Consider the following 14179-nt stretch of genomic DNA (forward strand, 5'->3'; position numbering starts at 1 on the left):
TGCGAAACACAAATCTTCCATTTTAGTCCGGATGAGCAGACAGACCTCCTTGTAAAATTACCAAGCGGAGTTGGACGATGCCAGTCATCGAAGAACAACGGACAAAACGAAGACAGTTTTCTCAGTCAATCCTAGGCGTTGATCAAAAATGTAATTTTCTCCTCATACCCGGAGTGACACCGTAAACTTCTTTAAATTTTTGGTAAAAGAAATTAATATTCTCAAAGCCGACTTGCTGCGAAATATCAACGATATCCATGTCGGTTGAAAGTAAAAAACGATCTGCTGCCAAGATACGTTGATTGATTACAAGTTTTTTGTAAGAATAGCCGGTATGTTTTTTTAAAAGATTGGACAGATAATTGGGATTAAGGTTGAATTGTTCCGATAATTCTGTCAAAGTCAAATTTGCGTAATTTTTCTCGATGTATTTCAAAATTGGAACAATCGGGCTCTTTCGATATTGATCGGAACGATCCGTATAAGAATCTTGATAGATATTCACAAGATCCGAAATAATCAAACTCAACAATCCTTCACAAATGTCGGTATATGCTGTGGAACGATCAAACCATTCGCATAACAACTCTTTAAAAAAGAACTGTAGACGTGTCCTTGTTTCTGAAGCAAAATGAATAAATCGATCATGTTTCATTCCATGAGTGATGGCTTCAATAAAGAATGAAGTCAAAACGCTGTCCGAGGAAAAACGGTTGAAGAAATTTGCAGTTAAATAGTACTTGGGAATAATCAAATTAATGAGAATATCATCTTCGCCAAGCGGTTCAATCTTGTGAACAGTATTTGCATCCATCAGCAAAATTTGCCCTTCATACAGAAAATGTGGTTCATTGTTAATGATCTGCTGACATTTTCCAGCATACATATAGTTAAATTCAATCCAATCATGACAGTGAATAGGATAATTCTGAAAACGAGAATGTCGTTTTATAAAAAACGGCTGATCTTTAGTAATCATCTGTGAATCTGTCAGTTCCATACAAAGAACTTCTTGATCGTTGACAACTACTTTTTTAAAATCTGAATAGTCGGGTTTTAAATTGCCGTCACGGTAAGCTTCTTCATGAGAAGAAACTTCACGGATCAAGTTGTCTAGCGCTAAATGGTCCATCGTTTTACTCCTTTTTTTCGATTTTAACAATCCGTTATCGAGTAGTCAAATCTGTGTTTTTGTTAAAAAGAAAGCGTTTATTGATATTCGCGTCAGTAGAATAATTTGTTATATTGAAAACAAGTTGAAATTGAAGGCGCTATCAAATCAACAATAAATGATTGGAAGGAAATATTATGAAAGAAAAAATCACAGGTTATTTCGATAAATTAAGTCCTTTTTTTGACAAATTAGGCAACAATGCTTATTTAAAATCGATCTCCGGTGCGATGATGGGGACACTAGGTCCTATTTTGATCGGCTCGATCGCTGTTTTACTTCTAGTATTACCTAATAGTCTTCCAGCACTTTCATTTTTAGCTGGTTTCGCAAATGTTTTTAGCAAACTAAATCAAATAACTATTGGCTCGATGGCTGTTTATGTCGTGGTATTAATGGCTTATCATTTAGTGAAAAATCTACGTCCGTCAGAAGATGGTATTTCCGCTGCTATTATCGCATTGCTTAGTTTCTTTATCATTACCCCTCTAGGTACAACGACGGACGAAGTCAGCGCGATTCCAGCTACTTGGCTAAGTGCACAAGGAGTATTTTCCGCAATGATCGTTGGTTTGGTAAGTGGAAGAGTATATATTTGGCTGAAAGACAAAGGTTGGACGATCAAAATGCCAGCAGGTGTACCTCCTATGGTAACAAAAGTATTTGAATCAATTTTGCCTACGGTTCTTATCAGTGTACTCTTCATTGTATTAAATTCACTCTTTGAAGCAACCAGCTTCGGCAACATGCATCAGTTTGTTTACAGTATCATACAAGAACCGCTTCAAGGGATCGGAGGATCAATCAGTGCAGTCATTCTGATCTCACTGATTCAACAGGTTTTGTGGTTTTTCGGTATTCATGGAACAAATGTCGTTATGCCGATCGTTCAAGCCCTGTGGATGGCAATGGACGTCGAGAACTTAAACGCTGTTGCGGCAGGCCAAACACCGCCAAACATTACTGGCTATGCATTCTTTATGATCATAACTTGGAGCGGTATGGGCTTAGGATTAGCATTATTAATGCTGCGAGCGAAAAGCAAGCAGTATCGAGAAACAGGGAAAGTCGCAATTGTTCCAGCTCTTTTCGGAATCACTGAACCATTGATTTTTGGTACGCCTTTGGTATTAAACTTTAAATTAGCGGTACCATTCATTACCAATAATAGCATTGCTTTAATTTTAGCTTATGTTTTAACACGTTTTGGATTTGTCGCTCGTTTTACTGGTGTTACTGCCATTTTCGGTTTACCAATTGGGTTCCATGCAGCTGTTCAAGGGAAACTATCGATTATCATTCTACAGTTGTTCATTCAACTGATTTTGTCACCGATATTATGGTATCCGTGGTTTAAAAAGCTGGATAAAGAAACCTATCAATTGGAACAAGCCGCATTGAAGGAGAAAGTGTAAACTCGATGAAGAAAGCGGCTAGTGTCGCTTTCTTCTTTTTACATGTGGCACCAAAAGAGAAAAGAGGAGCACAATGAAGTATACCAATCCAATTATCAAAGGATTTCATCCTGATCCGAGTATCTGTTTCGATGGGAAATCCTACTATATAGTCTGTTCAAGTTTTGAATTTTTTCCTTGTCTGCCGATTTTTGAAAGCCAGGATCTGCTCAATTGGCATTTTAAGCAGTATGCGATTGATTGTCCGGATCATATCAATCTGAAAGAAATCAGCAACTCGATGGGACTTTTTGCCCCAACGATCCGCTTCTTTGAGGAAACATATTTTCTAGTATGTACAAATGTCACCCAAGGGAATTTCATCTGCCATACGAAAAACCTTGACCATGGTTGGTCTGATCCAATCTGGATCGATTGTCCTTTTGGGATCGATCCCTCAATTTCATTTATTGATGGCCGATTTTTCTTCCAACTTGCTGCATCAATGAAAGGGAAAAACAGCATTCTACAATTTGAAATCGATCCTTACAGCGGGAAAATGCTGACAGATCCGGTAGAAATCAGCCAAGGTTGCGGTGGACGCGACGCAGAAGCACCGCATCTATTCAAGAAAGACGAATGGTACTATCTTGTATTGGCAGAAGGTGGCACAAGAGAAGGCCATATGGTAACGATTCAAAGAAGCAAATCAATCAATGGTCCGTATGAAGGAGCTAATACGAATCCTATCCTCTCTAATAGAGATATCAAATCGAGGCTTCAAGCCGTAGGGCACGCAGATTTCTTTCAAGACAAAAAAGGTTCTTGGTGGCTGACAGCTCTTGCGACTAGGCCCAACCGTCATTTCACCCTGCTTGGTCGTGAAACGATTTTATTACCTGTAGAGTGGATAGATGGTTGGCCAGTTGTCAATCAGACAGGGAATGCATCGGTTGAAGTTGAAACAGATCGTTTTTCAAAAAGCGTTAAGCAGCGGAATGAACTAGTACCTTTTCTCTGCAAGAAGTTGCAGAGTGTACGTTTGCCAATTGATTATACGTATGATACTGATTTGATCATTGATAACTTACCGACTCGTTTAGGAACTTCTAAGGACGAGCCCATTGCCTTTTTGTCCTTATGTCAAGCTGATACTACCTGCTGCTTTGAAACCACTTTGATGGTCGACGAATGTCAGGAGGGGACTTTTGGTATAGCAATCTACAAGGATGACTTGCATTTTTGCCAATTTGGATTGCGAAAAACAAAACACCAAACAGAACTTTTTGGCAGGAAAAACATCTTTGATTTACTTCTGTATCGATCCAATAATTTAAAAGATAGAGAGCGGTTGACTCTGAAATTGTCTGGAGACAGCAACAGCTACCATCTGCTGATTTTAGATGAAACGAATACAGTAGTGTTCAAAGATCAAATCGCTGTACGTCATTTTACAAATGAATGTTCTGACTCAAAATTTACCGGTGTCCAGTTAGGAGTCTTTGCAGAAGCAGCTACAGGAAAGACTCGATTCATCACACCAGAACTAAGATATCAATAGAAAAAACTATGCGAGGAGTAATAATATGAAAAATCAAACACTGGTACAATTAGTCAACCAACTGACCTTAGACGAAAAAATCGGCCAATTGGTGCAGTTATCTGGAGAATTCTTTCACGGAAGCGATTTGTCTTTGGGTCCTCAGCAAAAACTTGGCATCGAACAACAAACCATCGATGTTGTCGGTTCGGTATTGAACGTCACAGGTGCCCAAGTAACTCGAAAGATTCAAACAGACTACTTAAGAAAAAGTCGACACAAAATCCCACTATTGTTCATGGCAGATATCATCTATGGATACCGAACAGTCTTTCCGATCCCTCTGGGATTGGGAGCAACATGGAATCCAGCATTGATTCAAAGCGCCTATCAAGCCGCAGCACAAGAAGCAAGAGCGGCTGGCGCACACGTAACATATGCACCAATGGTCGACTTAGTACGCGATGCTCGATGGGGGCGATGCTTGGAGTCGACAGGAGAGGATCCGCTGCTAAATGCTGATTTTGCGAAAGCAATGGTAGAAGGCATTCAGCAAGAAAAAGGGGGAACACTGCTCGGAATCGCTGCCTGTGTTAAACATTTTGCTGCTTATGGTGCATCAGAAGGAGGACGAGATTATAATACAGTTGATATGAGCGAACGCAAACTGCGTCAAGACTACTTAAGCGGCTATAAAGCGGCTGTCGAGGCAGGATGCAAACTAGTCATGACTTCTTTTAACACGTATGATGGTATTCCCGCTACTGCTAATCAATTTTTGATCAAACAAATTTTAAGAGAAGAATGGCAGTTTGATGGAGTCGTTATTTCGGATTATGCAGCTGTTCAAGAATTAATTCCTCATGGGATTGCTACGGATGATCGAGAAGCGGCCAAATTAGCGATCGAAGCAACAAATGACATCGATATGAAAACCCGATGTTATGCGAAAGAGCTTCGTCCGCTGCTGGAAAGTGGTGCGATCGATCAGCGGTTGATCGATGACGCTGTGTATCATGTCTTGAAACTTAAAAAGGATTTAGGGCTGTTTGAAGATCCCTTCCGTGGCAGTTCAGAAGAAGTAGAAGCTCAAATACTCTTATCCGAAGAGAACCGGAAACTTGCACGAAAAGTTGCCTCCGAAGCGATCGTTTTATTGCAGAATAAGCAAGAGGTACTTCCTCTTACTCCAAAAAAAGAGAAAATATTACTCGTTGGTCCATATGGTGACAACCAAGCAATGATTGGTTTATGGGCAGTACACGGAAAAACAGAGGATGTCACAACATTAAAAACGGCGCTCCAAAATACAGTGTCGGAAAAATATGTTCATTACGAACCAGGTTGTCCGCTTTTAGAAGATGATTCTATACTTGGAGACTTTGGCTATACTGCCAGTGGCAATTCCTCATCAGCTGCACAGCAAGATCTTTGGCTGAAAGAAGCGTTGAAAGCTGGCACTGAGGCAGACATTATTCTTTTTGCTATGGGGGAACACAGTTTGCAAAGTGGGGAAGCTGGCAGTCGAACGGACCTTCATTTACCAGCTGTTCAAAGAGCTTTTATTAAAAAAATGACCGCTCTTGGTAAAAAAAATATCTTGATCAATTTCAGTGGTCGCCCACTGGTGTTAAAAGAAGAAACAAAACAAATGGATGCAATATTACAGGCATGGTTTCCTGGTACAGAAGGAGCACAAGCAATCGTTGACATACTTTTTGGGAAGGTCAATCCTTCTGGTCGTTTAAGTATGAGCTTCCCAGAAGATGTAGGGCAGCTGCCACTATACTACAATCACTTCAATACTGGAAGACCATTGAACAGCAAGACACATACAGGACGTTTCGTTTCGAAGTATCTGGATTGCTCAAACGAGCCGCTCTTTCCATTTGGTTATGGGTTGAGTTTTGGGGAAGCATCATACCATTCGTTAAAATTGAGTGATTCAACCATGAATGAAACGTTGGAAGCTGAAATTACAATCCGCAACAATTCTGCTTACTCCAGATTGGAGACAGTCCAGCTTTATATCAGAGATCACGTTGGATCGGTAGTTAGGCCAGTGAAAGAATTAAAAAAATATAAAAAAATTCCGTTGTCTCCATACGAAGAAATAACCGTTTTGTTCACGATAACTAAAGAAGATCTTTTTTACTATCAAAAAGATCTGACTTTTGGCGTCGAACCTGGATTGTTTACTTTATTTATTGGGAAAAATTCTGCAGAAGGTGAAGCAGCGACTTTCGAACTTCTATGAATATATGGTCATTTTCTGACACGAAACGCTTTCTGATCCTTTAACTACTTCTAACATTTCAAACAAGGTACTGTTTTCATTAGGTATTACCTTGTAAAAATATAGATCACGAGGAAAAATGAAAGATAAGACAGGGGAGAGCCGTAAAGCTACGCTTAATGTTTTAAGGCTTCTTATAATGTGCTGATTCTGTGAGAGAAAGGGAAAGGAAACCCTAAAAATCTTTTTTTGCCTTGCCTTAAAGTCCACTTCAAGAATTATACTGGAACTACCATTTTTGATGGGAAAAGAAAGGAGCAATTCAATGAACAAATGGACAAAAGGACTTTTTCTGACAATGCTTTTTCTAACAGGATGTAGCAGTGATTCAATGAATGACGAGCCAGACATTGGTACAACAGAAACAAGTACTAGTGACACCGTTACGCAACAAATGAGAGAAACAGGGATTGATGGAGAGGCCGATATTTTGATTGCCTATTTCACAAGACCAGAAAATTTAGAGCATGAACCAGCGGTCGAAGCAGTTTCTGGAAGTAGTTTTAATGTAATCGATGACACCTTGGTAGGAGATGTCCAGGTGATAGCAGAAATGATCGCTGAACAGACCGGCGGTGCGTTGTTCTCGATTCAAACAGAAGTAGGTTACCCTAACGTTTACGATGAACATACAGCTTTTGCGACTAGAGAGGTGGAAGAAGATGCCCGACCAACGTTGATGACTGACGTTGCCGAAATGACTGAAGTGGATGTTCTCTTTATCGGCTTTCCCGTTTGGTGGAACCGTGCCCCAAGAGCCGTTTTAACATTTCTTGAAACCTATGATCTTACGGATAAACAAATCATTCCTTTTGCAACCCATGGGGGAAGTGGATTGAACAATAGTCAAAACGAACTTCAAACGTTGTATCCAGCGTATGACTTTCTGGAAGGCTTTGCAGCAAGAGCGGGAAGTGTTGAAGACGCTGAACCGAATCTGTTGAATTGGCTCGATGAACTAGGATATTAGCAAAATTCAAGTTTAGTATAGCCGTTTCTCAATTGGCTACATGTTCATGATGTACCACAAGCCGAAATAATCATAATATAATTATGGTAAACTAGTGCGGTTGATTTATGAATCATTTGGGATGAGTTGATGGATTAGAAGCAAGAGCTTCTTCTTCCCGAGAATAGTCAGTTTTTCCGATTTATTCGTTCTAGGTTTACTACAATTCTGTTATTTCGGATAAGAAAGGTAGATCATGACCAAAGAGACGATGAAAAGAATCACACCAATAACCGACAATGGCAATACAGGACCATTCCACGGACGTTTGTTCAGCAACGCACGCACTCTAAAGATGAATCCTGTAAGTCCGAGTAAAGCGATCGCTACACAAAATAAAAGAATTGATAGATTTAACATTGTATTCCTCCAAATCATTGTATGAGGACTCATACCAAGATACTCATATATCCTACGCCAAAAGCCGTAAAAAGCAAGCAGCTGACAAAACTGTTCGTTTATGCGAACAGTTTTTACATGTTGTTGACGAATCTTTTTACAATTCTGCAATTTCCTACGCTTTTTTAGCTAGATTCGCTGGAACAGTGATTCTTTGTTATCATAAGAATTGATAAGGAGACTGGAGAGGGAGGTTCTCTTTTGTTTCGAACACCTTGAATGCACAAGAAAAAATGAGGAGGAGATCTTGTGGAAATTCGGTTATTAAAATATTTCTACACGATTGCGGAGGAAGGGACGATTTCTCAAGCTGCAGAAGTGCTCCACATCACACAACCGACATTGAGTCGACAATTAAAAGAATTAGAAGACGAGTTAGGGGCGGCACTATTCACTCGTGATAATCGTAAAATGGTTTTAACGGAAGCGGGGCGTTTTTTTAAAAGCCGTGCGGAAGAGATTTTGAGTTTGACAGACCAGACAATGCAAGCGTTTGAAGATCGTAAAAAACATTTATTTAGCGGTCACTTCACGATTGGTTGTGTGGAAGCAGATAATTCCGATACGCTTTCCTTGATGTTGGAAGAATTTATCAATGATTATCCGGATGTTCGCTTTCATATTCATAGTGGTACCGGAGATGATATCAGCGATCGTCTAGAGAAAGGCTTGTTGGATCTAGCGATCTTGATCGAACCGATTGAAATCGAGAAGTATGAAAAAATCGTTCTACCACGAAAAGAAACATGGGGCTTTTTGACTTCGGCTGATTCTTTTCTTGCGCATAAAGAAGAAATTACACCCGAAGACATCAAAGGTGTGCCTTTATTGATCTCCAAGCGTCCAGAAGTACAGCAAATGTTCAGCCAATGGTCGAAGACACCAGTGGAAGAGTTGCCGATCGTGGGTACCTACAATTTAATATTCAATGTCTTTTCCTTAGTAGAAAACCATGTTGGTTCGGCACTGACTGTTAGTGGCGCTGTTGGTCAGCGAAGGAATGAGGCAATCAAGTTTCTGCCTTTAGTACCACAAATCGAGACCAGCTGTGTATTGGTTTGGAAAAAGAATCGTGTACTGTCTCCAGTCGTTATCGAGTTTATTCGACGATTTCGCGATTCCTTTCAATAATCTCAGTGTAAACATCAAAAGAAGCGGTGATATCCGCTTCTTTTTTGTATATCGAAACCAGCTATGCTTTGTAAGCATAAGGTCTTGTGTGAAAAAGCATTAGCCAATCCAACTCGATTGGCTTACCATTAAATCTATCAGGAAACAAAGAGTAGGAGGTGACACAATGGCGGCAATACTTGTTTGTTCACGAGCTGGTGAAAATCTGATTGAGGGACAGCTAAAAAAACTGGGCTTAGGAAATACGCAGATTCTAGCAGAGAAGCTGTCAGAGCAGCTGCAATGCCCCCTTTATACTCTTGACCCTGTGGAACCTTATCCTGAAAGTTATCGGGCGATGGTCGAACATGCAAAAAAAGAAAAAGCTGCTAATGATTTTCCCCGCTATCAAACAGTACCGTCTGCGTTTTTTAAAGAACGGATACTATTTGTTGGATTTCCCAACTGGTGGGGGACCTATCCGATGATCGTGGCGAGTTTTTTAAAAGACCATCATTTCGATGGGAAGATTATTTTTCCCTTTTGTACTCATGAAGGCTCAGGATTCGGCAATAGCCTAGAAGACTTTAAAAAAACTTGTCCTGAAGCCCTCATTTATCCTGGATTAGCCATCCGTGGTTCACGAGTGAATAAGGCGGATACTGCCATTCAAAATTGGGTGAGCCAGCATTTTATCACAATAGAAGAAGGAGTCGATCGATATGGTAAAGAAACAAACTGCAGGAAGAGATAATCTAGGGACATTTGCGCCGAAATTTGCGCAATTAAATGATGATGTGTTATTTGGTGAAGTTTGGTCACGTGAGGAAGAATTGGCTCCTCATACAAGAAGTTTATTAACGATATCTGCCTTGATTTCGGGTGGCAATTTTGAACAATTGACTGCCCATCTGACGATTGGCAAGGAAAACGGGATCACTGTAGAGGAAATTGCAGAAGTAATCACTCATCTGGCTTTCTATGTTGGCTGGCCCAAGGCTTGGTCTGCTTTTAACATCGCCAAAACGGTTTATCAAGAAGAGCTAGCTGAATTGGAGGAAAAATAAATGTCAGAACTCGATGCAGCAAAAGAAGCTGGAATCTTTTCATTAGGGAACACAAATGACGCCTATGCACAATATTTTAGCGGTCAGAGTTACTTGAATCCTTTAGTAGCTGATCCAGCGATTCCAGTCAACGTTGGCAATGTGACTTTTGAACCAGGTTGCCGCAACAATTGGCATCGGCATATTGATGGTGGGTATCAATTGTTGTTGGTGACTTCAGGAGAAGGCTGGTACCAAGAAGCAGGCAAGAAACCGCAAAAACTTACTGTTGGTGATGTCGTAGTCATCAAGGAAGGGGTCAAACATTGGCATGGTGCATCAAAAAATAGTTGGTTTGCCCATGTAGCGATTACTGCTGGTGCTTCAGAATGGTTAGAAGCAGTCAGTGATGAAGAATACGATCAATTGCTCGATGCATAAGCGATGATAAGGCAGCCGTACTGGAAGGCGTGTAACAAATCTTATGGGGTCTCACCTGACTAGGGCAGCCAATAGCGTGGCGAGTCAAAAGAGATCGGAGTGATCAATGTGAATGAATGTACGGTCGAGCCGATGATTCAACCTTTGTAAATAGGAGAGAAAAAAGAAGCGTCCACTTGCACAGCTAACGTGCGAATGGACGCTTCTTTTTGTTTAGCCAAGATAAAATTCAATCAACGTTTTTGCAATTAGTTTTGTCATGGGATGACCTTTAGTAAAGCTTGATGCTAAATAGATCGTCCTTGATAAGGGGAAATCTGCTAGTTCACGTAAAACGAAAGGTGCCTCATCTTCATAGCCCCAAGTAATTTTAGGAAAGAACGTGATTCCTAGTCCTTGATTGATAAGGGAGCGCAACGTCGCCGGATCGTCCGTCGTTGAACCGATAGCCAAACTGATTTTTTTTGCTTCAAAAGCTTCGTCGATGGTTCTACGCAGCGGGCTGTTTTCAACCAGCATCAGCAAAGGCACGTGTTGGATATCGGCAACTTGCAAGTCTTTTTTTTCTGCCAAGGGATGCTTTTTGGGGATCGCCAGTAAGATGGGTTCCGTGAATATTGGCAGATTGGTCAAGCCGTTCTTTGGCTCAGAGGTAATGTAGAAGGCTTGTTCTTTGTTGGTCTCCTTACTGCCGTGCTGCTTGATCGAAAGTTGGATCTCAGGGTGCTTTTCAACGAATGTCGCCACCAAGTTGGGCAAGGAAACAGAAGCGACTTCAGAGTAAATCGTCACTGCAGGGACCATTTCTCCATTTAAGGCTTGGATCGCACTTATTCCTTCGTCGAAACGTGCTAACGTCTCAACGACATAGGGATAAAATTCTTCAGCATACATCGTCAACTCGATATGCCGACCGGCATGATAGAACAAAGGAACGCCTAGTTCACTTTCTAGGTGTTTCATGGCACGGCTCAAGGCAGGTTGTGAGATGTATAATTCTTGTGCAGATTGGGTAATATTTTTCGATTCGGCTACTTTTTTAAAGTAGCGTAAATGATCAAGGTTCATCAGATACTCCTCTTTCCATACCTTTTGGTTATGGATATTCACGAAACTGGTATTTTTTATTATAACAAACTTCCGTTATTATGACACAGGAAAGAGAAATTGTTTAGGAGGTGTTTCATGAGTACAGGTTTCTTATACCCAGGACAAGGCAGTCAGACCAGCAAGATGCTTGAGGACGTGCCTGCCAGTTATTTCCATCGGCTAGAACAGGCGACAGGCTTTGATTTACACCCTGTATCGGGGGATCTCAAACAAGATACCGTCTCTATTCAGTTGGCGCTTTTAGTAAAAGCGGCTTTTTACACGGACCAGATGAAAGCATCTGGTGTGCAACCTCAGCTTGTGGCGGGGCATTCGATTGGCGCTTTTTCCGCTGCGTTAGCTTGTGAAAGCTTGAGTTTCGAAAATGCCGCTAGCTTGGTCTATCATCGGGCGACATTGATGAAAGAAGCCTATCCGACTGATTATGCCATGGGGGTACTGGTTGGTGTAACGAGAAGTGAAGCAGAAGCGCTCGTGGCAAAAACATTTGATCCTGCTGCTCCCGTCTATTTATCAAATGAAAATTGCCCCATGCAGCATACGATCTCTGGTCATATCAAAGGCTTGCGCAAGACGCTAGCTCAAGCGAAAGATTATCATGCGCAAACCGCCAAACTTTTAGCAGTGCCTGTCCCGTCCCATTGTGTGTTGATGGCAGAACCCGTGAAACGGTTTGCGCCATTTATGAACACGGTATTCCTTGATGTGCCTATCTGTCCCTACCTCAAAAATACGGATGGTCGGATGACCATGAACCCTGAAGAGATCCGCCGTGATTTGCTGCAAAATATTGCTTATCCGGTGCAGTGGAACAAGATCATGGATGTTGCCTACGAAGCAGGACTTGATTTGGCTCTTGAATTTCCTCCTGGCAATACCCTAACAAAACTGATCCAAGCAAAATTTGGTGAAAACAATGCGATCCGTGTGATCAATTTGGATCAACATGGCTTGGATGATGCTTTATTCCTATATCAAAAATGGAGATGAATAGAATGGAAAAACCTGCAAGAAACTGGGCAAGTAAACGTGAAAAGAAGGCCCAAACCATGAAAAAAATCGAGCATCTTCTCGATGGAAAATATGTCCCAACGGAAGCGATCATTGAAGTCTTAGAACAGTTGATCCGTCCGGGAGACAAAGTGGTCCTTGAAGGCGACAATCAAAAACAAGCAAGCTTCCTATCAAAAAGCTTAGAACAAGTCGATGCTCAAAAAGTCAATAATTTGCATATGATCATGTCGAGTATCTCCCGTCCAGAACATTTGACGATATTTGAAAAAGGCATTGCAGCGAAAATCGATTTTTCTTATGCAGGCGCACAAAGTACGCGCGTTGCCCAAATGATTGAAGACAAAACTATGAAATTAGGGGACATTCATACGTATTTGGAATTATATGGGCGCTTATTTATCGACTTGATTCCGAATGTGGTCCTTGTGGCGGCGGACAAATCCGATCGTCAAGGAAATCTTTATACAGGTTACAATACGGAAGAAACGCCAACGATCGTCGAAGCAGCAGCCTTTAAAGATGGGATTGTGATCGTCCAAGTTAATGAAGTGGTCGATCGTTTGCCGCGGGTCGACATTCCCAGCGATTGGATCGATGTCGTCGTGGTAGCAGACCAACCGTATCAATTAGAAGCCCTCTTTACGAGAGATCCGCAAAACATTACGGAATTACAAATTTTGATGGCGATGATGGCATTAAAAGGAATCTATGCAGAACATGAAGTACAATCGTTGAATCATGGGATCGGTTTTAACACCGCTGCGATCGAGTTACTTTTACCAACCTATGGAGAAACGCTTGGAATCAAAGGAAAAGTAGCGAAAAACTGGGTCTTGAATCCTCATCCAACGATGATTCCAGCTATCGAATCTGGTTGGGTCGAAAGCATCCACAGTTTTGGTGGGGAAGTTGGTATGGAAAAATATATTGCCGCTCGACCCGATGTATTCTTTGTCGGAAAAGACGGCACGATGCGCAGCAATCGAGCATTATCACAAACTGCAGGTCAATATGCCATCGATATGTTTATCGGTTCGACCTTACAACTAGATTATCAAGGAAATTCTTCTACAGTGACGAAAGGCCGCTTATCTGGGTTTGGTGGTGCACCAAATATGGGGCATAATCCGGGGGGCCGTCGGCATTCGACTCCAGCTTGGCAATCCTTGCGGGATGAAACAGATCCTTTAGCAAAAGGACAAAAATTAGTCGTTCAAATGGTTGAAACGTATGGTTCCAATAAAAAACCTGTTTTTGTAGAAACGTTAGATGCGTTGGCTGTTCAAAAGCAAGCTGGTTTAGCCAATGCCCCAATTATGATCTATAGCGAAGATACGACGCATATCGTGACAGAAGAAGGCATCGCTTATCTTTATAAAGCAAACTCAAAAGAGGAAAAACAAGCAGCCATCGCAGCCATCGGTGGTGTAACCCCACTAGGAATGACCAGCACAAAAGCTTCTCTGGATGCCCTTCGCAAAGCGGGGATCGTGAAATTACCAGAAGACTTAGGGATCAAACGCAGTGATGCCAAACGATCATTGCTAGCAGCTCAAACCGTTGATGATTTGATCGAATGGTCCGATGGGTTGTACGAACCGCCAATGAAATTCAGAACGTGGTCTTAATAAGAGCAAGAGGAGAGAAGA

13 protein-coding genes are annotated in these 14179 nt (G+C 41.4%); 10 read left to right on the forward strand and 3 right to left on the reverse strand.

From position 1 onward, the window contains the following. Window positions 1-142: 142 nt before the first annotated feature. Complete coding sequence (locus IGI73_RS07435; protein WP_428206248.1) at window positions 143-1132, reverse strand: AraC family transcriptional regulator; 990 nt, start codon at window positions 1130-1132, stop codon at window positions 143-145. Window positions 1133-1308: 176 nt separating this feature from the next. Between IGI73_RS07435 and IGI73_RS07440 the strand changes: the two genes are divergently transcribed. The 4 genes from IGI73_RS07440 to IGI73_RS07455 all read left to right on the forward strand — a co-directional run bounded on the left by IGI73_RS07440 (window position 1309) and on the right by IGI73_RS07455 (window position 7371). Beyond that, the gene (locus tag IGI73_RS07440) at window positions 1309-2586 is read left to right on the forward strand and encodes a PTS sugar transporter subunit IIC (protein WP_034877646.1); all 1278 of its coding nucleotides are present in this window, start codon (window positions 1309-1311) and stop codon (window positions 2584-2586) included. A gap of 73 nt (window positions 2587-2659) precedes the next feature. Then, the gene (locus tag IGI73_RS07445) at window positions 2660-4126 is read left to right on the forward strand and encodes a glycoside hydrolase family 43 protein (RefSeq protein WP_123834558.1); all 1467 of its coding nucleotides are present in this window, start codon (window positions 2660-2662) and stop codon (window positions 4124-4126) included. After that, window positions 4119-6362 (forward strand): beta-glucosidase BglX, encoded by a 2244-nt coding sequence (bglX, locus tag IGI73_RS07450; protein ID WP_270787895.1) that lies wholly within the window; start codon window positions 4119-4121, stop codon window positions 6360-6362. Before IGI73_RS07445 ends, bglX begins: the two co-directional genes overlap by 8 nt. A gap of 304 nt (window positions 6363-6666) precedes the next feature. Beyond that, on the forward strand, window positions 6667-7371 hold the full coding sequence (locus IGI73_RS07455; protein WP_428206247.1) for a flavodoxin: 705 nt from the start codon (window positions 6667-6669) through the stop codon (window positions 7369-7371). A 210-nt stretch (window positions 7372-7581) separates the two neighbouring features. Here the strand turns inward: IGI73_RS07455 and IGI73_RS07460 are convergent, their stop codons facing one another. Then, window positions 7582-7770, reverse strand: coding sequence for a hypothetical protein (locus IGI73_RS07460; protein ID WP_428206246.1), 189 nt, complete (start codon window positions 7768-7770; stop codon window positions 7582-7584). 288 nt (window positions 7771-8058) lie between these two features. Here IGI73_RS07460 and IGI73_RS07465 point away from each other — a divergent pair, with 288 nt between their 5' ends. The 4 genes from IGI73_RS07465 (at window position 8059) to IGI73_RS07480 (ending at window position 10406) form a co-directional block, all read left to right on the forward strand. Beyond that, window positions 8059-8940 (forward strand): LysR family transcriptional regulator, encoded by an 882-nt coding sequence (locus tag IGI73_RS07465; protein ID WP_428206245.1) that lies wholly within the window; start codon window positions 8059-8061, stop codon window positions 8938-8940. Between the two features lie 166 nt (window positions 8941-9106). Then, window positions 9107-9673 carry a flavodoxin gene (locus tag IGI73_RS07470; protein WP_428206244.1) on the forward strand — a complete coding sequence of 189 codons (567 nt, stop codon included), beginning with the start codon at window positions 9107-9109 and terminating at the stop codon, window positions 9671-9673. After that, the gene (locus IGI73_RS07475) at window positions 9642-9986 is read left to right on the forward strand and encodes a carboxymuconolactone decarboxylase family protein (RefSeq protein WP_005226045.1); all 345 of its coding nucleotides are present in this window, start codon (window positions 9642-9644) and stop codon (window positions 9984-9986) included. Before IGI73_RS07470 ends, IGI73_RS07475 begins: the two co-directional genes overlap by 32 nt. Beyond that, window positions 9987-10406, forward strand: coding sequence for a cupin domain-containing protein (locus IGI73_RS07480; protein ID WP_015509674.1), 420 nt, complete (start codon window positions 9987-9989; stop codon window positions 10404-10406). 213 nt (window positions 10407-10619) lie between these two features. On the opposite strand, the gene IGI73_RS07485 is transcribed toward IGI73_RS07480, so the two are convergent. Then, complete coding sequence (locus tag IGI73_RS07485; RefSeq protein ID WP_081117161.1) at window positions 10620-11474, reverse strand: LysR family transcriptional regulator; 855 nt, start codon at window positions 11472-11474, stop codon at window positions 10620-10622. Window positions 11475-11591: 117 nt separating this feature from the next. Here IGI73_RS07485 and IGI73_RS07490 point away from each other — a divergent pair, with 117 nt between their 5' ends. Both IGI73_RS07490 and mdcA read left to right on the forward strand, forming a co-directional pair. Further along, window positions 11592-12506, forward strand: coding sequence for an ACP S-malonyltransferase (locus IGI73_RS07490; protein WP_005226048.1), 915 nt, complete (start codon window positions 11592-11594; stop codon window positions 12504-12506). Window positions 12507-12511: 5 nt separating this feature from the next. Beyond that, a complete protein-coding gene (gene mdcA, locus IGI73_RS07495) occupies window positions 12512-14158 on the forward strand; it encodes a malonate decarboxylase subunit alpha (RefSeq protein WP_034868574.1) in 1647 nt (548 codons plus the stop codon). The last annotated feature ends 21 nt before the right edge of the window (window positions 14159-14179 follow it).

Source organism: Enterococcus sp. DIV0755f, assembly GCF_051713725.1.
In the GTDB taxonomy this organism is placed as follows: domain Bacteria; phylum Bacillota; class Bacilli; order Lactobacillales; family Enterococcaceae; genus Enterococcus_D; species Enterococcus_D casseliflavus.